19 protein-coding genes and 1 riboswitch are annotated in these 14,272 nt (G+C 62.4%); of the genes, 9 read left to right on the top strand and 10 right to left on the bottom strand.

What is annotated here, in order from left to right:
- Positions 1 to 30 precede the first annotated feature (30 nt).
- The 3 genes from QQL85_RS00885 (at position 31) to QQL85_RS00875 (ending at position 2,901) form a co-directional block, all read left to right on the top strand.
- Positions 31 to 996, top strand: coding sequence for a 2-hydroxyacid dehydrogenase (locus QQL85_RS00885; protein WP_284356248.1), 966 nt, complete (start codon positions 31 to 33; stop codon positions 994 to 996).
- A gap of 54 nt (positions 997 to 1,050) precedes the next feature.
- On the top strand, positions 1,051 to 2,049 hold the full coding sequence (locus QQL85_RS00880; protein ID WP_284356249.1) for a class I SAM-dependent methyltransferase: 999 nt from the start codon (positions 1,051 to 1,053) through the stop codon (positions 2,047 to 2,049).
- Positions 2,050 to 2,088: 39 nt separating this feature from the next.
- Positions 2,089 to 2,229: riboswitch (yybP-ykoY riboswitch) on the top strand.
- A gap of 87 nt (positions 2,230 to 2,316) precedes the next feature.
- Complete coding sequence (locus QQL85_RS00875) at positions 2,317 to 2,901, top strand: TMEM165/GDT1 family protein (RefSeq protein ID WP_016484894.1); 585 nt, start codon at positions 2,317 to 2,319, stop codon at positions 2,899 to 2,901.
- Between the two features lie 36 nt (positions 2,902 to 2,937).
- On the opposite strand, the gene QQL85_RS00870 is transcribed toward QQL85_RS00875, so the two are convergent.
- From QQL85_RS00870 to QQL85_RS00855, 4 genes are all read right to left on the bottom strand, one after another.
- A complete protein-coding gene (locus QQL85_RS00870) occupies positions 2,938 to 3,756 on the bottom strand; it encodes a M48 family metallopeptidase (RefSeq protein ID WP_019099796.1) in 819 nt (272 codons plus the stop codon).
- A gap of 198 nt (positions 3,757 to 3,954) precedes the next feature.
- Positions 3,955 to 4,575 carry an SOS response-associated peptidase gene (locus QQL85_RS00865; RefSeq protein ID WP_284356250.1) on the bottom strand — a complete coding sequence of 207 codons (621 nt, stop codon included), beginning with the start codon at positions 4,573 to 4,575 and terminating at the stop codon, positions 3,955 to 3,957.
- Positions 4,576 to 4,590: 15 nt separating this feature from the next.
- A complete protein-coding gene (locus QQL85_RS00860) occupies positions 4,591 to 4,851 on the bottom strand; it encodes a putative signal transducing protein (protein ID WP_284356251.1) in 261 nt (86 codons plus the stop codon).
- Positions 4,851 to 5,033 carry a CPXCG motif-containing cysteine-rich protein gene (locus tag QQL85_RS00855; protein ID WP_012270508.1) on the bottom strand — a complete coding sequence of 61 codons (183 nt, stop codon included), beginning with the start codon at positions 5,031 to 5,033 and terminating at the stop codon, positions 4,851 to 4,853. The genes QQL85_RS00860 and QQL85_RS00855 overlap by 1 nt, the downstream gene beginning before the upstream one ends.
- 125 nt (positions 5,034 to 5,158) lie before the next feature.
- Here QQL85_RS00855 and QQL85_RS00850 point away from each other — a divergent pair, with 125 nt between their 5' ends.
- Positions 5,159 to 6,325: a 1-acyl-sn-glycerol-3-phosphate acyltransferase gene (locus QQL85_RS00850; RefSeq protein WP_284356252.1), complete on the top strand. Its 1,167-nt coding sequence runs from the start codon at positions 5,159 to 5,161 to the stop codon at positions 6,323 to 6,325.
- Positions 6,326 to 6,359: 34 nt separating this feature from the next.
- On the opposite strand, the gene QQL85_RS00845 is transcribed toward QQL85_RS00850, so the two are convergent.
- Positions 6,360 to 6,620, bottom strand: a complete 261-nt coding sequence (locus QQL85_RS00845) for a hypothetical protein (RefSeq protein ID WP_284356253.1) — start codon at positions 6,618 to 6,620, stop codon at positions 6,360 to 6,362.
- Between the two features lie 159 nt (positions 6,621 to 6,779).
- Here QQL85_RS00845 and QQL85_RS00840 point away from each other — a divergent pair, with 159 nt between their 5' ends.
- Positions 6,780 to 6,986, top strand: coding sequence for a hypothetical protein (locus tag QQL85_RS00840; protein ID WP_284356254.1), 207 nt, complete (start codon positions 6,780 to 6,782; stop codon positions 6,984 to 6,986).
- A gap of 73 nt (positions 6,987 to 7,059) precedes the next feature.
- On the opposite strand, the gene QQL85_RS00835 is transcribed toward QQL85_RS00840, so the two are convergent.
- Positions 7,060 to 7,644 (bottom strand): YajG family lipoprotein, encoded by a 585-nt coding sequence (locus QQL85_RS00835; protein WP_284356255.1) that lies wholly within the window; start codon positions 7,642 to 7,644, stop codon positions 7,060 to 7,062.
- Between the two features lie 145 nt (positions 7,645 to 7,789).
- Here QQL85_RS00835 and QQL85_RS00830 point away from each other — a divergent pair, with 145 nt between their 5' ends.
- Together QQL85_RS00830 and mqo are read left to right on the top strand one after the other, a co-directional pair.
- Positions 7,790 to 8,023: a hypothetical protein gene (locus tag QQL85_RS00830; protein WP_284356256.1), complete on the top strand. Its 234-nt coding sequence runs from the start codon at positions 7,790 to 7,792 to the stop codon at positions 8,021 to 8,023.
- 600 nt (positions 8,024 to 8,623) lie between these two features.
- The gene (gene mqo / locus QQL85_RS00825) at positions 8,624 to 10,132 is read left to right on the top strand and encodes a malate dehydrogenase (quinone) (RefSeq protein ID WP_284356257.1); all 1,509 of its coding nucleotides are present in this window, start codon (positions 8,624 to 8,626) and stop codon (positions 10,130 to 10,132) included.
- A 56-nt stretch (positions 10,133 to 10,188) separates the two neighbouring features.
- Here mqo and QQL85_RS00820 read toward each other — a convergent pair whose 3' ends face one another.
- The 4 genes from QQL85_RS00820 to QQL85_RS00805 form a co-directional block, all read right to left on the bottom strand.
- Complete coding sequence (locus QQL85_RS00820) at positions 10,189 to 10,479, bottom strand: PA4642 family protein (RefSeq protein ID WP_086978175.1); 291 nt, start codon at positions 10,477 to 10,479, stop codon at positions 10,189 to 10,191.
- 68 nt (positions 10,480 to 10,547) lie between these two features.
- Positions 10,548 to 11,018 (bottom strand): hypothetical protein, encoded by a 471-nt coding sequence (locus tag QQL85_RS00815; protein ID WP_284356258.1) that lies wholly within the window; start codon positions 11,016 to 11,018, stop codon positions 10,548 to 10,550.
- A 142-nt stretch (positions 11,019 to 11,160) separates the two neighbouring features.
- Positions 11,161 to 11,634, bottom strand: a complete 474-nt coding sequence (locus QQL85_RS00810; protein WP_284356259.1) for a WbuC family cupin fold metalloprotein — start codon at positions 11,632 to 11,634, stop codon at positions 11,161 to 11,163.
- A gap of 2 nt (positions 11,635 to 11,636) precedes the next feature.
- Positions 11,637 to 12,194, bottom strand: a complete 558-nt coding sequence (locus QQL85_RS00805; RefSeq protein WP_019099801.1) for a hypoxanthine-guanine phosphoribosyltransferase — start codon at positions 12,192 to 12,194, stop codon at positions 11,637 to 11,639.
- A 161-nt stretch (positions 12,195 to 12,355) separates the two neighbouring features.
- Between QQL85_RS00805 and upp the strand changes: the two genes are divergently transcribed.
- Both upp and QQL85_RS00795 read left to right on the top strand, forming a co-directional pair.
- On the top strand, positions 12,356 to 12,994 hold the full coding sequence (upp, locus tag QQL85_RS00800) for a uracil phosphoribosyltransferase (RefSeq protein ID WP_110994785.1): 639 nt from the start codon (positions 12,356 to 12,358) through the stop codon (positions 12,992 to 12,994).
- 2 nt (positions 12,995 to 12,996) lie between these two features.
- Positions 12,997 to 14,271 (top strand): uracil-xanthine permease family protein, encoded by a 1,275-nt coding sequence (locus tag QQL85_RS00795; protein WP_284356260.1) that lies wholly within the window; start codon positions 12,997 to 12,999, stop codon positions 14,269 to 14,271.
- The last annotated feature ends 1 nt before the right edge of the window (position 14,272 follow it).

Here is a 14,272-nt window from a genome sequence, read left to right as displayed (position 1 = left end):
CCCTATCCCGCCCTGCCACCGGAGAACCCCATGCCAAGCCTGCGTCGCGCCGTGTTTCTCGATCACCAGTCCCTGGACCTTGGCGACCTCGACCTCTCGCCCCTGAAGCAGCAGTTCGACGAGTTCGAGCTGTTCGCCGCCACCGGCCCCGACCAAGTCGCAGAGCGCCTGCAGGGCGCGGTGGCGGTGGTCAGCAACAAGGTCATGCTCGACGCCGCGACCCTGGCCGCCAACCCGCAACTGAAGCTGATCCTGGTGGCTGCCACCGGCACCAACAATGTCGACCTGGCGGCGGCGCGTGCCCAAGGCATCACGGTATGCAACTGCCAGGGCTACGGCACGCCGTCCGTCGCGCAGCACACCCTCGCCCTGCTGCTGGCACTGGCCACTCGCTTGTGTGACTACAACCAGGCGGTGGCCGCCGGCCAGTGGGCCAAGGCCAGCCAGTTCTGCCTGCTGGACTTCCCTATCGTCGAGCTGGAAGGCAAAACCCTTGGCCTGCTCGGCCACGGCGAACTGGGCGGCGCGGTGGCGCGACTGGCCGAGGCCTTTGGCATGCGGGTACTGAGCGGGCAAATTCCCGGCCGCCCGGAACGTGACGACCGGCTGCCGCTGGACGAACTACTGCCGCAAGTCGACGCCCTGACATTGCATTGCCCACTGAACGAGCACACCCGGCATATGCTCGGTGCCCGCGAACTGGCACTGCTAAAACCCCGTGCGCTGGTGGTCAACACTGCCCGTGGCGGCCTGATCGACGAACAGGCGTTGGCCGACGCCCTGCGCCAGGGCCACTTGGGCGGTGCGGCCACCGATGTGTTGAGTGTGGAGCCGCCGGTCAACGGCAACCCGCTGCTCGAAGCGGGTATCCCACGCCTGATCATCACCCCGCACAGCGCCTGGGGCGCGGTGGAGTCGCGCCAGCGCATCGTCGGCCAGCTCAGTGAGAACGCCCAGGCCTTCTTCGCCGGGCAGCCACGCCGCGTGGTCAGCTGAGCCCGGCGCCCGCCTCTGCTACACTGCGCCACTTTTTTCCAGGAGGCGTCGTCCATGGACCCGCGCAGTGAAGTGTTGCTCCGCCAGGCAGAGCTGTTCCAGGGGCCGCTGCTGATCGCTGGCGCCCCCGCCGACGGCCTGCTCGCCCAATTGCCACAGGCCAAGGCCTGGACTTGGCACGCCGGCGATCAGGCCATACTCGACAGCCGCTTCGCCGGCCGCAGCCATTACGGGGTCGAGCCGCCTGAAATGGCATTCGACAGCGCCGTGCTGTTCCTGCCCAAGTCCCGTGAGCTGGCAGCCTACCTGTTGAATGCCCTGGCATCGCGCCTGGCCGGTCGTGAGCTGTACCTGGTCGGCGAAAAACGCGGTGGCATCGAAGGCGCGGCCAAGCAGCTACAGGCCTTTGGCAAACCGCGCAAGCTGGACAGCGCCCGCCACTGCCAGCTGTGGCAAGTGACCATCGAGCAGGCACCCGAGGCCAAGCCACTGGCAAGCCTGGCCGAGCACTTCGAGCTGGCGCTGGAAGACGGCCCTTTGCAGGTGGTCAGCCTGCCGGGCGTATTCAGCCACGGCCGCCTCGACCGCGGTACTGCCCTGCTGCTCAAGCACCTCGACGGCCTGCCAGACGGCCATGTGCTGGACTTCGGCTGCGGCGCAGGGATATTGGGCGCCACGGTCAAGCGCCGTTATCCACAAAGCCGGGTAACGCTGCTGGATGTGGACGCCTTCGCGGTAGAAGCCAGTCGGCTGACGCTGGCTGCCAACGGCCTGGAGGGTGAGGTGATCAGCGGTGATGGTATTGATGCGGCACCTGCCGAACTGAGCCTGATTCTGAGCAACCCGCCGTTCCATACCGGGGTGCACACCAATTACCAGGCCTCGGAGAACTTGCTGAAAAAATCCGCCGTTCATCTGCGAAAAGGTGGCGAAATGCGTTTGGTCGCCAACAGCTTCCTGCGTTACCAACCGCTGATCGAAGGGGCGCTGGGCAACTGCCAGGTACGCGACGAGGCTGACGGTTTTCGGATCTACCAGGCAACACACGGTTAAAAACAGCGCTTGCCGAAAGCGTTTTGCCTAGGCAGAATCCGCACCGTCCTAGGGGAGTAGTCTCCCGCGAGCGCACTGCTCGCCCGGTACGCGTCAACATACTTGGTCCACAGACCATGGCGCGTGCGACCCACCATGCCAGCCTGCATGGAGAGATCCGCGTAGACGGATCCAGGGTTTGACAAGACCTATGACACGCACACCTTACCCGGGGCGGGGAGGCTGTACGTGTCATAGCCGTGTCGACCCGCCCCCGTAGGAATCCTGATGCTGGAATCTCTGTTGGTCCCCACTGCTATCGTTGCCTTGGCCGAAATCGGCGACAAGACGCAATTGCTCGCACTCATTCTCGCCGCCCGCTTCCGCAAGCCATGGCCAATCATCGCCGGCATCATCGCCGCCACACTGGCCAACCATGCTGCGGCCGGCGCCGTGGGGGCATGGTTTGGTAGTTTCTTCAGCGACTCGGCACTGCACTGGATCCTGGCCGCGAGCTTTACCGCCACTGCGCTGTGGACCCTGGTCCCGGACAAGATGGATGACGACGAAAACCCGGCACGCCGCTTCGGGCCGTTCCTGACCACGCTGATCGCATTCTTCCTGGCGGAAATCGGTGACAAGACCCAGGTCGCCACCGTGATGCTGGCGGCGCAGTACCCTCACCTGATCATGGTCATTATCGGTACCACCCTGGGCATGCTGATTGCCAACGTGCCGGTGGTTCTGGCGGGTAACTTTGCGGCAGACAAACTGCCGTTGACACTGATCCGTCGCCTGGCGGCCACGGCGTTCTTCGTGCTGGCAATCGTGGCCGTGTACTCGGCGATGAAGGCCAGTGGCTGGGTGGGATAACGGCAAAAGTGGGGGCGCTTTGCGCCCCCTACTGCCTTACTGCTTGGCCGCAGCCTGATACAACGGCATCACCTTCGGAATCGCTGCCTGCAGCGAAGCAATGCGGCTTTCGGACGCCGGGTGAGTGCTCATGAACTCTGGCGGCGCTCCTTCGGAAGCCTTGCTCATCTTGTTCCACAAAGTGATCGCGGCATTCGGGTCATAACCCGCACGGGCCGACAGTTCCAGGCCAATCAGGTCGGCTTCGTTCTCGTTGGCCCGGCTGTTGGGCAGGGTCATGGAGTAGTTCACCACGGCATCGGCCATGGCCATGCTGCCCTCGCCCAGGCCCAAGAGGGCACCGGCACCCTGGCGGGCCATTTGCACGCCATAGGCCTTGGACATCGCCTCGCGGCTGTGCTCACGCAGGGCGTGGGCAATTTCATGCCCCACCACGGCGGCAATTTCCGCATCGGTGAGCTTGAGCTGATCGATCAGCCCGGTGTAGACGATGATCTTGCCGCCCGGGCCGCAGTTGGCGTTCAGCTCATCGCTCTTGATCACGTTGACTTCCCAGTTCCACTGCGCGGCATCCGGGCGGAATTTGGGCGCCTGGGCGATCAGGCGGTTGGCGATGACCTGCACGCGTTTGGCATCGGCGCTGGACTTGTCGAGCACACCCTTGCTCGACGCTTCGCCCAAGGTCTGCTGGTACGACTGGGCGTACATCTGGTTGACCTCATCGGTCGAAAGCATGCTGAACATGTACTGCTGGCGCTGCACGCCGACAGCACCGCCGCTGGTGGTGTTCACCGCCTGGCAGCCGGCCAGCAGGATGCCAGCACTCAACAGGCTGACAACAAAAGACTTACGCATGAAAACACTCCCTATCCACATGCGGCGTATCCTAGGCCGACTCGCCTGTGGCTGCCATAGCCGCAGGGAAGATTTTCGTCGACTGTACCGGCCTCTTCGCGGGTAAACCCGCTCCCACAGGGTTCTCCGCATGCCTGAGGCGGACACATTACCTGTGGGAGCGGGTTTACCCGCGAAGAGGCCAGTGCAGGCAGCACACTAGGCGGGGGTCAGACACTCCGGCGCATCCAGCTTCGGATCATTGACGAAGTTGGCCAGGGCCCGCTCGCGCAAGGTTGCCGCAGGGCTGGCCAGCAACTCGTGCAAGCGGGTAACCGGCGTATCCGGGTCGAGCCAGGCGGCCTGTCCCGCCTCATCCAGTATCAGCGGTCGACGCTGGTTCATGGCCGCCTGGGTGACCACCGCACAGCTCAGCCACACCTGATCCTGCACGGGGTAGGCCTCCCACACCGCAGCAAAATACAGCGACGAACCCTCACCTGGGGTCAGCCAGTAAGGGCGCTTGCGCACGCTGCCACGCCACTCGTAAAAGCCGTTGGCCGGCATCAGGCAGCGGCGCTGGCGAAACGCCTCGCGGAACATCGGTTGCTCGGCCAAGGTTTCGGCGCGGGCATGGGCGGGGGTGCGGGACAGGTCGGTGAGCCAGGCCGGGGTCAGCCCCCAGCGCGCCTTGGCCAGTTGCTGCAGGCCATCGAGCTGGCGCTGGATCAGCACCGTGGCACCTGGCGAGATGTTCCATTGGGCCGGCTGGCCTTCGGGGAAGCCAGGCAGGCTGGCAAGCGCCTGGGGCCAGCGAAACAGGGCGTAACGTCCACACATGGGCGAATTCAGAACCTAGCAGATCAAGGTACCGGGGAAGCTCTCCGGTTCGTCGCCAACCAGTGGCTGGGCATCATTGTACGCATCGATCAGCTCCCGTGCGTACTCGGCCTGTTCATCCGCTACCGCAAGCCCAAGCAAGCCTTGAAGCGGCAACTCGCCCACACCGCCCATCAGATCACGGCCCACCAGTTGCACGTCAATGCCTTCACTGGCCAGCATGCCGAGCAACATTTCGGCTTCAAGCAGGTTTTCCGGTTCGTAGATCCGCCGCATCAGTCATTCTCACCGAAGACGTCCAGCATCCACTCCTCGCCATGAACCTGCAGCACGAAGCGGATAGGCTTGCAGCACACCTGGCAGTCCTCGATGTACTCCTGATCGCCACCGGACAGGTCCACCGTGGTTTCGACTTCCTCGCCACAATAAGGGCAATCGTAGATCGCAGTTTCCAGCATCGCGGCCTCCGGGGTGACTTATGCGTATAATTGCCGGTCTGTTTACAGGGCCTGTGTGTGTCCGAGCCGTTTTTCGGAGCCCGCCCCTACCTTATTACCCTAGCCGTTTCCAACAAGAGAGCATGATGGGCGAATTCGATGCCATCCGACCGTACGACGACGCTGAGGTCCCTGCCGTTCTGGCACGCCTGCTCAGCGACCCGGCATTCCTCGATATCCTCACCCACTTCCGCTTCCCGCGTGCGGCCGGTGCTCTCGGCTGGTTGCTCAAACCGCTGATCGCCCGCCGCCTGCGCAAGGAATTCGCTGGCGTAACCTGCGTTTCGACCTTGCAGGACAAAGTCGAGTACTACGTCGACCAGACCATCGACCGGGCCACCGACGGCGTCACCTATTCGGGTGTGGAACAGCTCAAGGCTGGCACCGCCTACCTGTTTTTAGCCAACCACCGTGACATCGTCATGGACCCGGCCTTCGTCAACTATGCGGTGTACCACGCCGGCCTGCCCACGCCGCGTATCGCCATTGGTGACAACCTGCTGCAAAAGCCCTTTGTCAGCGACATGATGCGCCTGAACAAGAGCTTCATCGTGCACCGTTCGATCAGCGGGCGGCGCGAGAAGCTGGCGGCCTACCAGTTGCTCTCGGCCTACATCAACCACTCGATCCGCAACGATGCCGCTTCGATCTGGATCGCTCAGGCCGAAGGGCGCGCCAAGGACGGTGACGACCGTACCGATTCGGCGATCCTCAAGATGTTCCACATGAGCCGCAAGGACGAGCCGTTCGGTGCAGTGATCCAGAGCCTGAACCTGACACCCGTTTCGATCAGCTACGAATACGACCCGTGCGACCAGGCCAAGGCGCGCGAGCTGTACATCCGCGCCACCACCGGTACCTACAAGAAGGCACCGGGCGAGGATGACAACAGCATCGCCAAGGGCATTACCGGCTACAAAGGCCGGGTGCACATCAACTTCGCACCACCGGTGACCGAATACCACGAGGACACCAAGCAACTGGCGGCTGAAATTGACCGGCAGATTCTGGGTGGCTACCGGCTGTTCCCGGTGCATTACCTGGCGTATGCCATGTGGGACGCCAAGGATGAGGCGCTGCAGGTGCCAAGCGCCGAAAACGTGTTCCCGGCTGATGAGCTGGCCAAGGCCAAGGAAGAATGGCAGCGCCGGCTGGATGCCTGCCCTGAAGAGCAGCGGCCGTACCTGGTGGTGCAGTATGCGACGCCGGTGCGTAACCAGTACCAGGTGCGGCAACAGGCACCTGTCGCCTGAAAGATTGCCGGGGCCGCTTTGCGGCCCCGGATTCTCAAACCCAGGTACTGAACCAGGACAGCAGCAACGCCATCGCCAGACACGAAAAACCGAGAATATAGAAGTAGCGCGGCACTCGTAGGTCGAACGCATCCACCACGCCCTCGTCCACCGCCATGTATTCACGCGTCTCGGCGTCGCGCCGACGTGCACTGTGCAGCAGCAACCCGCCCGGACAGGTCAGCAGCAACGCCAGCAGGTTGATCCACTTGGCGGGGTGGGCGGACAGAAACCCCCAGAGCACTTGCAAGGACATCAGGCGACCTCGGTGTGAGCAGCAACAAAGGCCCGCATTTTACCCAAGTCGCACCCGGGTACCCGGCCTTGGCGACAAAGTGTCATTAAATTTCATCTGTCATCCGCTCGTCATCTGAACAGGCCACCCTGTCGGCCTTTCATGACCCGGAGCTTGTTCATGCTGCACGCCGAAAACCAGGACCGCCTCTACCTCGTTGCCCAGAGCGATGAACAACAGGCGCTGATCGATGGTTTTGCCATCAATGTGCACGACCGCCAGTGGCTGGTCTACTGTGCGCTGGGCGGGCATGTGCATGAAGACTTGCCGGAGGTGGATGCCGGTACAGGCTTCAGCTTGCTGGATTTCCACATAGAAGCGGCTTGATCCGATACCAATAAAAAAACCCGCTGCCTGGCTCTCAGGCAGCGGGTTTTCTTTTATAGCTATAGCTAAAGGCTTACTGGCCCAGCACCTGCCCGATGGTCGGGTCCTTGAACAGGCGGGTCAGTGCATCGCTCAGCACATCGCCCACCAGCTGGGTGTTGGTGTCCTGGTTCGGCGCCATACCGAAACGCTGGTCCAGCGAAGCGCCGTAACGGCCACTGTAGCTGCGGCCACCATTACGTACGTCGGCACGGAAAGTGGCCCCGATGGTGGCCTCGGTCACGTACAGGTTGTCTTTGGGCGACTGATACTTCAGCTCGGCCAGGGTCACGGTCAGCTGCGGTGCATTGTAGGCGTTCGGCGTCGGGGTGAAACCGAGCAGTCGTACAGCCGCTTCGGCCTGGGCCTGCAGCTTGGGCACCACGTCGTTACCGCTGACGCTGATGGTGCTGGTTTCGGGGTACATGCCACCACGGGTGCCCAGGGATTGCGAAGCACGGCCGTCAACCACCCGAACCACGACCGGCTGGCCGTGGCCGACCGGGGCAAGCTGGGCCTTGAGCGTGGGTTGCGGGTTGAGTTGTTGCGGGCTGTGGGCACAACCGACCAGGCTAAGGCTGGCCACGGCGATCAAACCGAACAACAGACGTTGCAACATGCGCGTTTCTCCAGAAAATGCGGCTAAGGCGCACAGTATACCTAGGCACGCGTCGACCAGTCATCGGTCCGGCCCGCTTGTCACAATCGTTTCATGGCCACGCCCTTATCCTTGCGCCAAGCCCTCACGCAAAGGACTCGCCGCCATGGCCTCGCTCTGGACTCTGCTCTTCCAACGCCCGCGCCACAATGCCTATGCCCGCCTCGATGCCCAAGGCAAATGCCTGGCTTTCAAGCAATGCAGCCAGGCGCCCAGCGGCAGCGGCTGGGTCCAGGTCAGTGAAATCCAGTTGGCCTGGCTGGGCCGCGAGCTGCCTGCCGACGCCCGGCTTTGCGCCCGCGCAAGCCGCCGCTGGCATCAGCGCATCCTCGCGGCCTGACAAACGCTGCAATAAAAACCACGAATGGCGACATTTCTGCCCGCGACATCGCTATAATCTCCCCCCGATTATAAGGACGTCTCCTGATCGGGCCCCGCACTCGCCGATTGACCCCGGCAACTTCACTGCTTCGCCCACAGAGAGCCTTCCACTCAGGTCTTGCATCGGCTGTCGTGCCTGCTTTTCCGGCCCTTCACACTGCATGAACCTGCGGGTTGCCATCGCGCAGTCCCCTTTTGAGGTTCACGTCTCCAAAAGAGCGTGAAAAAACGGTTTTCACAACTTCACAAGAGTGTGGCGAGCAAATGAACAGTCTGGCATGTGCAAAAGCGGCAGATGTGTCCCGAACAGCCCTGAACAGGCGGCAAATGCGCTCATCCCGTATGAGTGTCTGAACCGTTCCATAACGCACGCACGACACCTTGACCATAAGTCGAATTGCCGCACCTGTGGCAAACGGCGTTCAATACCCGAACCCGAAGACTGATTGGCGGTGTCCGCGGAAGTTGCAAGAACTGCGAAAAGTCGGACATGGCGACCCTGGCGAACCCAGGTCCTATGCTGTCAATTAGGTAGCTGTAGATTGTGGAGACGCGTTAAATGGCGCAGAACGAATCGGTTGATGTGGTACTGGTAGGCGCGGGCATCATGAGTGCCACCCTGGCCGTACTGCTGAAGGAGCTTGACCCGACCCTGAAACTTGAGGTCGTCGAGGCGATGGACTCCGGAGCCGCGGAAAGCTCCAACCCCTGGAACAACGCAGGCACCGGCCACGCGGGTCTGTGCGAGCTTAACTACACGCCCCAGGCCGCCGATGGCAGCATCGACATCAAGAAGGCCGTGCACATCAACACCCAGTTCGAGGTTTCGCGCCAGTTCTGGGCCTACCTGAGCAAGAAGGGCAACTTCGGCTCGGCGCGTGCGTTCATCAACCCTGTCCCGCACCTGAGCTATGTCGAGGGTGACAAGGGTGTTTCCTTCCTCAAGAAGCGCTTCGAGCTGCTCAAGCAGCACCATGCCTTCGCTGACATGGAATACACCGAAGACAAGGCGGTCATGAGCGACTGGATGCCGCTGATGATGCCAGGCCGCCCGGCGGACCAGCACATCGCTGCTACCCGTGTGGCCAAAGGCACCGACGTCAACTTCGGCGCCCTGACCAACAAGCTGCTCAAGCTGCTGGGCGACTCGCCAGACGCACAGGTCAAGTACAGCAAGAAGGTCGTCGGCCTGCGCCGTAACGGCAGCGGCTGGACCGTGAGCATCAAGGATGTCAACAGCGGCGGCAGCCGCGAAGTCGACGCTCGCTTTGTCTTCCTCGGCGCCGGTGGCGCGGCCCTGCCGCTGCTGCAACTTTCCGGCATCCCGGAAAGCAAAGGCTTTGGCGGCTTCCCGGTCAGCGGCCAGTGGCTGCGCTGCGACAACCCGGAAATCGTCAAGCAGCACCAGGCCAAGGTCTACAGCCAAGCCGCTGTGGGCGCCCCGCCGATGTCGGTGCCGCACCTGGACACCCGCGTTGTGGACGGCAAGACTTCGCTGCTGTTCGGCCCGTACGCCGGCTTCACCACCAAGTTCCTCAAGCACGGTTCGCTGATGGACCTGCCGCTGTCGGTGCGCATGGGCAACATCGGCCCGATGCTGGCCGTGGCCCGCGACAACATGGACCTGACCAAGTACCTGGTCAGTGAAGTGATGCAGTCGATGGAACAGCGCCTGGAAGCCCTGCGTCGCTTCTATCCGCAGGCCAAGGCCGAAGACTGGCGCCTGGAAGTGGCGGGTCAGCGCGTGCAAATCATCAAGAAAGACCCGAAAAAAGGCGGCGTGCTGCAGTTCGGTACCGAGCTGGTCTCGGCCCAGGACGGCAGCCTGGCCGCACTGCTCGGCGCCTCGCCGGGTGCTTCGGTGACCGTGTCGATCATGCTGGAACTGATCGAGCGCTGCTTCCCCGAGCAGGCCAAAGGTGCCTGGGCTGCCAAGCTCAAGGAAATCTTCCCGGCGCGCGAGAAGACCCTGGCCACCGATGCCGCCCTGTACCACAAGATCAGTGCCGACAACGACGTGGCGCTGGACCTGGTGGAAAGCAGCCCAGCGGCCAAGCATTACGCCTGAACCGCCTGGTAACGAAAAAACGCCCCTCGGGGCGTTTTTTTATACCTGAAGCCTTATCAGCCGCGGGCGTTATCGATGATCTCGATGTACTCAGGGGCATTTCGCTGGTCGGCAATCTGCTCGACAAAGGTCTTGCCATGCTCGTCCTTGCCATCCAGGTCCAGGCCAGCTTCGACGAAGAAGCCGACAAAGCGCTCGAAGTCGTCGACGCGCAGGCCACGGTAGGCCTTGACCAGCTTGTGCAGCGATGGCGAGGTCACGCCATCCGCCGGCTCGAACTGAAGATACGACTTGATGTAGTCGTCGCTGATTTCGTCGCCGATTACCTGTTTCTTGTCTTTACGCATTGCCGACTCCAACTGGGCCATCACGGAATTTCGAAGGCCGGCAGTTTACCCCCCGCAGGGCGCGCGTCTCAACGCGTACGTACGGTACCGGTGTGCAGGTCGGCCCAGATGTGGCCGTTGGCGTAGGTAAGAAACTGCACATACAGCGTTTCATTGCGCAGCAGGTCCATGATCACCCGGTAGTCGCTGACCGGGTAATTCAGGCTCAGGGTACGGGTTTTCTCGTCATACACGGGCTTCTTCAGGCTCTTGGCCGCCTCACCATCGAACGTCAGCAGCACCTGGGCGATGGTCGCGCCCTTGCTCAGCGGCTTGCCCTTGAGGCGCACCTGCAACGACGAGGTGATCGGGATCGGCTGCTGGTCGGACTGGCGCTGGGCGCCAACCACCACGGAGTAATCGGTCACTTGCAGCAATTGCTGGCTGGTAGGCGCTTCCTGGCGCACGGACAGGTCGTCAGGCGGCAGGAACTGGCTGTGCAACGGTGCGGCGGCGAGTGGCAGGCTGACTGCCAGCAGGAGGGGAAGAATCGCACGCATGTGAGGCTCCTTGTATGAAGGCGCACTCTAGCATGCTGTATCTGGGCTGTACCGGCCCTAACGCCGGCAAGCCAGCGCCCACCAGTACGGCGCTATCCCTGTGGGCGCTGGCTTGCCGGCGATAGGGCCAGTACAGGCGGCATCAATCGAACTGTGCGAGCATCCAGGCGTGGTACTCGGCTACGCCTTCTTCGCCTTCACGCGGCGCCCAGTGCGCATGCTCGCCCTCGCCCACCGGTCGGTATGGCCCGGCCTTGCACTCGAACAGAATGCTGTCCGGCTCCAGCACCACGAGCCCATGGTAGGTGCCCGGTGCCAGGTCCACACCCAGGCAGTCTCCACCTGCTTGCAATACCCGCTTGGCGGTCACTGCACCTTGCTCATCGAAGATCAGCAAGCCGAGGCGGCCTTTGAGCACGATCAGGGCCTCGGCCTTGTCGTCGCTCAGGTGGCGGTGCGGCGGAATGTAGGTATTCGGCTGTAGCCCGACCGCCATGCGGTGGCAGGGCTCGTCCATCTCGTGGAAGTTGTGATGCTGCCGCCCGCGCGGGTTGGCGACAGCCTTCTCGGCCAGCCCGGCGAACAGCGATTGGTCGATGAACGCAGGCTGGCGCATGGTCACAGCCCCTTGACGGCGAAGATGCCGTTGGCGTTGCGCCAGTAGCCTTTGTAGTCCATGCCGTAGCCGAAGATGTAGCGGTCGACGCATGGCAGGCCTACATAGTTGGCCTTGAGGTCCGGGCTGGCTTTGCGGTCGTGGTCTTTGTCGATCAGGACCGCGGTATGCACCGAGCGCGCGCCGGCATGCTTGCAGAACTCGATGATGGCGCTGAGGGTGTGGCCCTCGTCGAGGATGTCGTCGACGATCAGCACGTCACGGTCGATGAACGACACTTCCGGCTTGGCCTTCCAGAACAGCTCGCCGCCGCTGGTCTGGTTGCGGTAACGGGTGGCGTGCAGGTACGAGGCTTCCAGCGGGAACTGCAGGTGAGTCAGCAGTTTGCCGGCGAAGATCAGACCGCCGTTCATCACGCAGAACACCACCGGGTTCTTGTCGTGCAGGTCCTTGCAGATCTGCTCGCCGACGTTGGCGATGGCCGCTTCGACTTCGGCTTCGTTGTACAGGCAGTCTGCTTCACGCATGACTTGACGGATGTGCTCGAGATCGGCGGACATGGCGCTCTCCGGGGGGTGCATTTTGGAAAAGCGGGCAAAGGTACGCATCCGCTCGTCCCAGATCAAGCATTTATGGACTAACGTCCAGAATGACCAGACGACAGCACAGGCTGAATAGATTAATCTAGCGCGGTTTTTTTGCCCGCCTTTCGGAGCCCCCTATGCCCACTCGTGAGATCCGCCATCCGCTGATCCGCCACAAGCTCGGCCTGATGCGCCGTGCTGACATCAGCACCAAGAATTTTCGCGAACTCGCCCAGGAAGTCGGCGCGCTTCTGACGTATGAAGCCACCCAGGACCTGCCACTCGAAACCTACGAGATCGACGGCTGGTGTGGCAAGGTACAGGTTGAAAAAATCGCCGGCAAAAAGATTACCGTGGTGCCAATCCTGCGCGCCGGCATCGGCATGCTCGACGGCGTACTCAGCCTGATCCCGGGTGCCAAGGTCAGCGCCGTCGGCGTTGCCCGCAACGAAGAAACCCTGGAAGCCCACACCTACCTGGAAAAGCTCGCGCCGGACATCAACCAGCGCCTGGCCCTGATCATCGACCCGATGCTGGCCACCGGTGGCTCGATGGTCGCCACCATCGACCTGCTGAAAAAAGCCGGCTGCAAAGAGATCCGGGCCATGGTCCTGGTTGCCGCGCCAGAAGGTATCGAAGTGGTGGAAAAAGCCCACCCGGACGTGAAGATCTACACCGCCTCGATCGACCAGCGCCTGAACGAGCACGGTTACATCGTGCCAGGCCTGGGCGATGCCGGTGACAAGATCTTCGGCACCAAGCAAAAGGACGCCTGACCATGCAGGACGGCTTCAACGACCCGCTCTGGCGCCAGGTCGTTTCGGGCGCGCAGATGCTCTTCGTGGCATTCGGCGCGCTGGTGCTGATGCCATTGATCACCGGCCTCGACCCGAACGTTGCGCTGTTCACCGCCGGCATCGGCACCCTGCTGTTCCAGTTGGTGACCGGCCGCCAGGTACCGGTTTTCCTGGCGTCGAGCTTCGCCTTCATTACCCCGATCATCCTCGCCAAGGGCCAGTTCGGCCTGGCCGAGACCATGGGCGGTGTGATGGCCGCAGGCTTCGTGTATACCTTCATGGGCCTGATGGTGAAAATCAAAGGCACCGGTTTCATCGACCGCATGCTGCCACCCGTGGTGATCGGCCCGGTGATTATCTCCATTGGCCTGGCCATGGCGCCGATTGCCGCCAACATGGCGATGGGCAAGGGTGGGGACGGCGCTGCGCTGATGCCGTACAAGACCGCCATGATGATCTCCATGCCGGCCCTGCTGACGACATTGATCGTCGCCGTATTCGGCAAGGGCATTTTCCGCCTGGTACCGATCATCTCCGGCGTGCTGGTGGGCTTCGCCCTGTCATTCGCCTTTGGCGTGGTCGACACCGCCAAGATTGCCGCTGCACCGTGGCTGGAAATCCCCAACTTCACTGCACCCGCGTTCAACTGGCAGGCCATCCTGTTCATCGTCCCTGTTGCCCTGGCACCGGCGATCGAGCATATCGGCGGGGTAATCGCGGTCGGCAGCGTGACTGGCCGTGACTACCTGAAAAAGCCCGGCCTGCACCGCACGCTGCTGGGAGATGGCCTGGCCACCACCGCAGCCGGCCTGTTCGGCGGCCCGCCCAACACCACCTACGCCGAAGTCACTGGCGCGGTGATGCTGACCAAGAACTACAACCCGAAGATCATGACCTGGGCGGCTGTCTTCGCCATCACCCTGGCGTTCATCGGCAAGTTCGGCGCGCTGCTGCAAAGCATCCCGGTACCGGTGATGGGCGGTATTCTGTGCTTGCTGTTCGGCTCGATCGCGGCGGTGGGCATGAACACCATGATCCGCCACAAGATCGACCTGGCCGAAGCGCGCAACCTGGTGATCGTGTCGGTAACCTTGGTGTTCGGTATCGGCGGCGTGCTGATCGGCAGCGGTGACGGCCCGGATGACTGGGGCCTGAAGGGCATCGCCCTGTGCGCTATCGTGGCGATTGCCCTGAACCTGATCTTGCCGGGCAATGATGGCTGGAAGCACAAGAAGCTGGATGATCAGTTGCCTTGAT

Source organism: Pseudomonas putida (genome assembly GCF_030159595.1).
Lineage (GTDB): Bacteria > Pseudomonadota > Gammaproteobacteria > Pseudomonadales > Pseudomonadaceae > Aquipseudomonas > Aquipseudomonas putida_AC.
The sequence above is the reverse complement of the archived record's forward strand: the minus strand, read 5'-3'. Positions and strand labels throughout refer to the sequence as shown.

Bases quoted from the DNA above. Each gene is read 5' to 3' on its own strand.
- QQL85_RS00805 (WP_019099801.1), bottom strand. From the start codon at position 12,194: ATGTCCGCCGATCTCGAGCACATCCGTCAAGTCATGCGTGAAGCAGAC.
- QQL85_RS00830 (WP_284356256.1), top strand. From the start codon at position 7,790: ATGGCCTCGCTCTGGACTCTGCTCTTCCAACGCCCGCGCCACAATGCC.
- mqo (WP_284356257.1), top strand. From the start codon at position 8,624: ATGGCGCAGAACGAATCGGTTGATGTGGTACTGGTAGGCGCGGGCATC.
- QQL85_RS00860 (WP_284356251.1), bottom strand. From the start codon at position 4,851: ATGCGGCGGATCTACGAACCGGAAAACCTGCTTGAAGCCGAAATGTTG.
- QQL85_RS00840 (WP_284356254.1), top strand. From the start codon at position 6,780: ATGCTGCACGCCGAAAACCAGGACCGCCTCTACCTCGTTGCCCAGAGC.
- upp (WP_110994785.1), top strand. From the start codon at position 12,356: ATGCCCACTCGTGAGATCCGCCATCCGCTGATCCGCCACAAGCTCGGC.
- QQL85_RS00855 (WP_012270508.1), bottom strand. From the start codon at position 5,033: ATGCTGGAAACTGCGATCTACGATTGCCCTTATTGTGGCGAGGAAGTC.
- QQL85_RS00835 (WP_284356255.1), bottom strand. From the start codon at position 7,644: ATGTTGCAACGTCTGTTGTTCGGTTTGATCGCCGTGGCCAGCCTTAGC.
- QQL85_RS00795 (WP_284356260.1), top strand. From the start codon at position 12,997: ATGCAGGACGGCTTCAACGACCCGCTCTGGCGCCAGGTCGTTTCGGGC.
- QQL85_RS00815 (WP_284356258.1), bottom strand. From the start codon at position 11,018: ATGCGTGCGATTCTTCCCCTCCTGCTGGCAGTCAGCCTGCCACTCGCC.
- QQL85_RS00870 (WP_019099796.1), bottom strand. From the start codon at position 3,756: ATGCGTAAGTCTTTTGTTGTCAGCCTGTTGAGTGCTGGCATCCTGCTG.
- QQL85_RS00880 (WP_284356249.1), top strand. From the start codon at position 1,051: ATGGACCCGCGCAGTGAAGTGTTGCTCCGCCAGGCAGAGCTGTTCCAG.
- QQL85_RS00850 (WP_284356252.1), top strand. From the start codon at position 5,159: ATGGGCGAATTCGATGCCATCCGACCGTACGACGACGCTGAGGTCCCT.
- QQL85_RS00820 (WP_086978175.1), bottom strand. From the start codon at position 10,479: ATGCGTAAAGACAAGAAACAGGTAATCGGCGACGAAATCAGCGACGAC.
- QQL85_RS00845 (WP_284356253.1), bottom strand. From the start codon at position 6,620: ATGTCCTTGCAAGTGCTCTGGGGGTTTCTGTCCGCCCACCCCGCCAAG.
- QQL85_RS00810 (WP_284356259.1), bottom strand. From the start codon at position 11,634: ATGCGCCAGCCTGCGTTCATCGACCAATCGCTGTTCGCCGGGCTGGCC.
- QQL85_RS00885 (WP_284356248.1), top strand. From the start codon at position 31: ATGCCAAGCCTGCGTCGCGCCGTGTTTCTCGATCACCAGTCCCTGGAC.
- QQL85_RS00875 (WP_016484894.1), top strand. From the start codon at position 2,317: ATGCTGGAATCTCTGTTGGTCCCCACTGCTATCGTTGCCTTGGCCGAA.
- QQL85_RS00865 (WP_284356250.1), bottom strand. From the start codon at position 4,575: ATGTGTGGACGTTACGCCCTGTTTCGCTGGCCCCAGGCGCTTGCCAGC.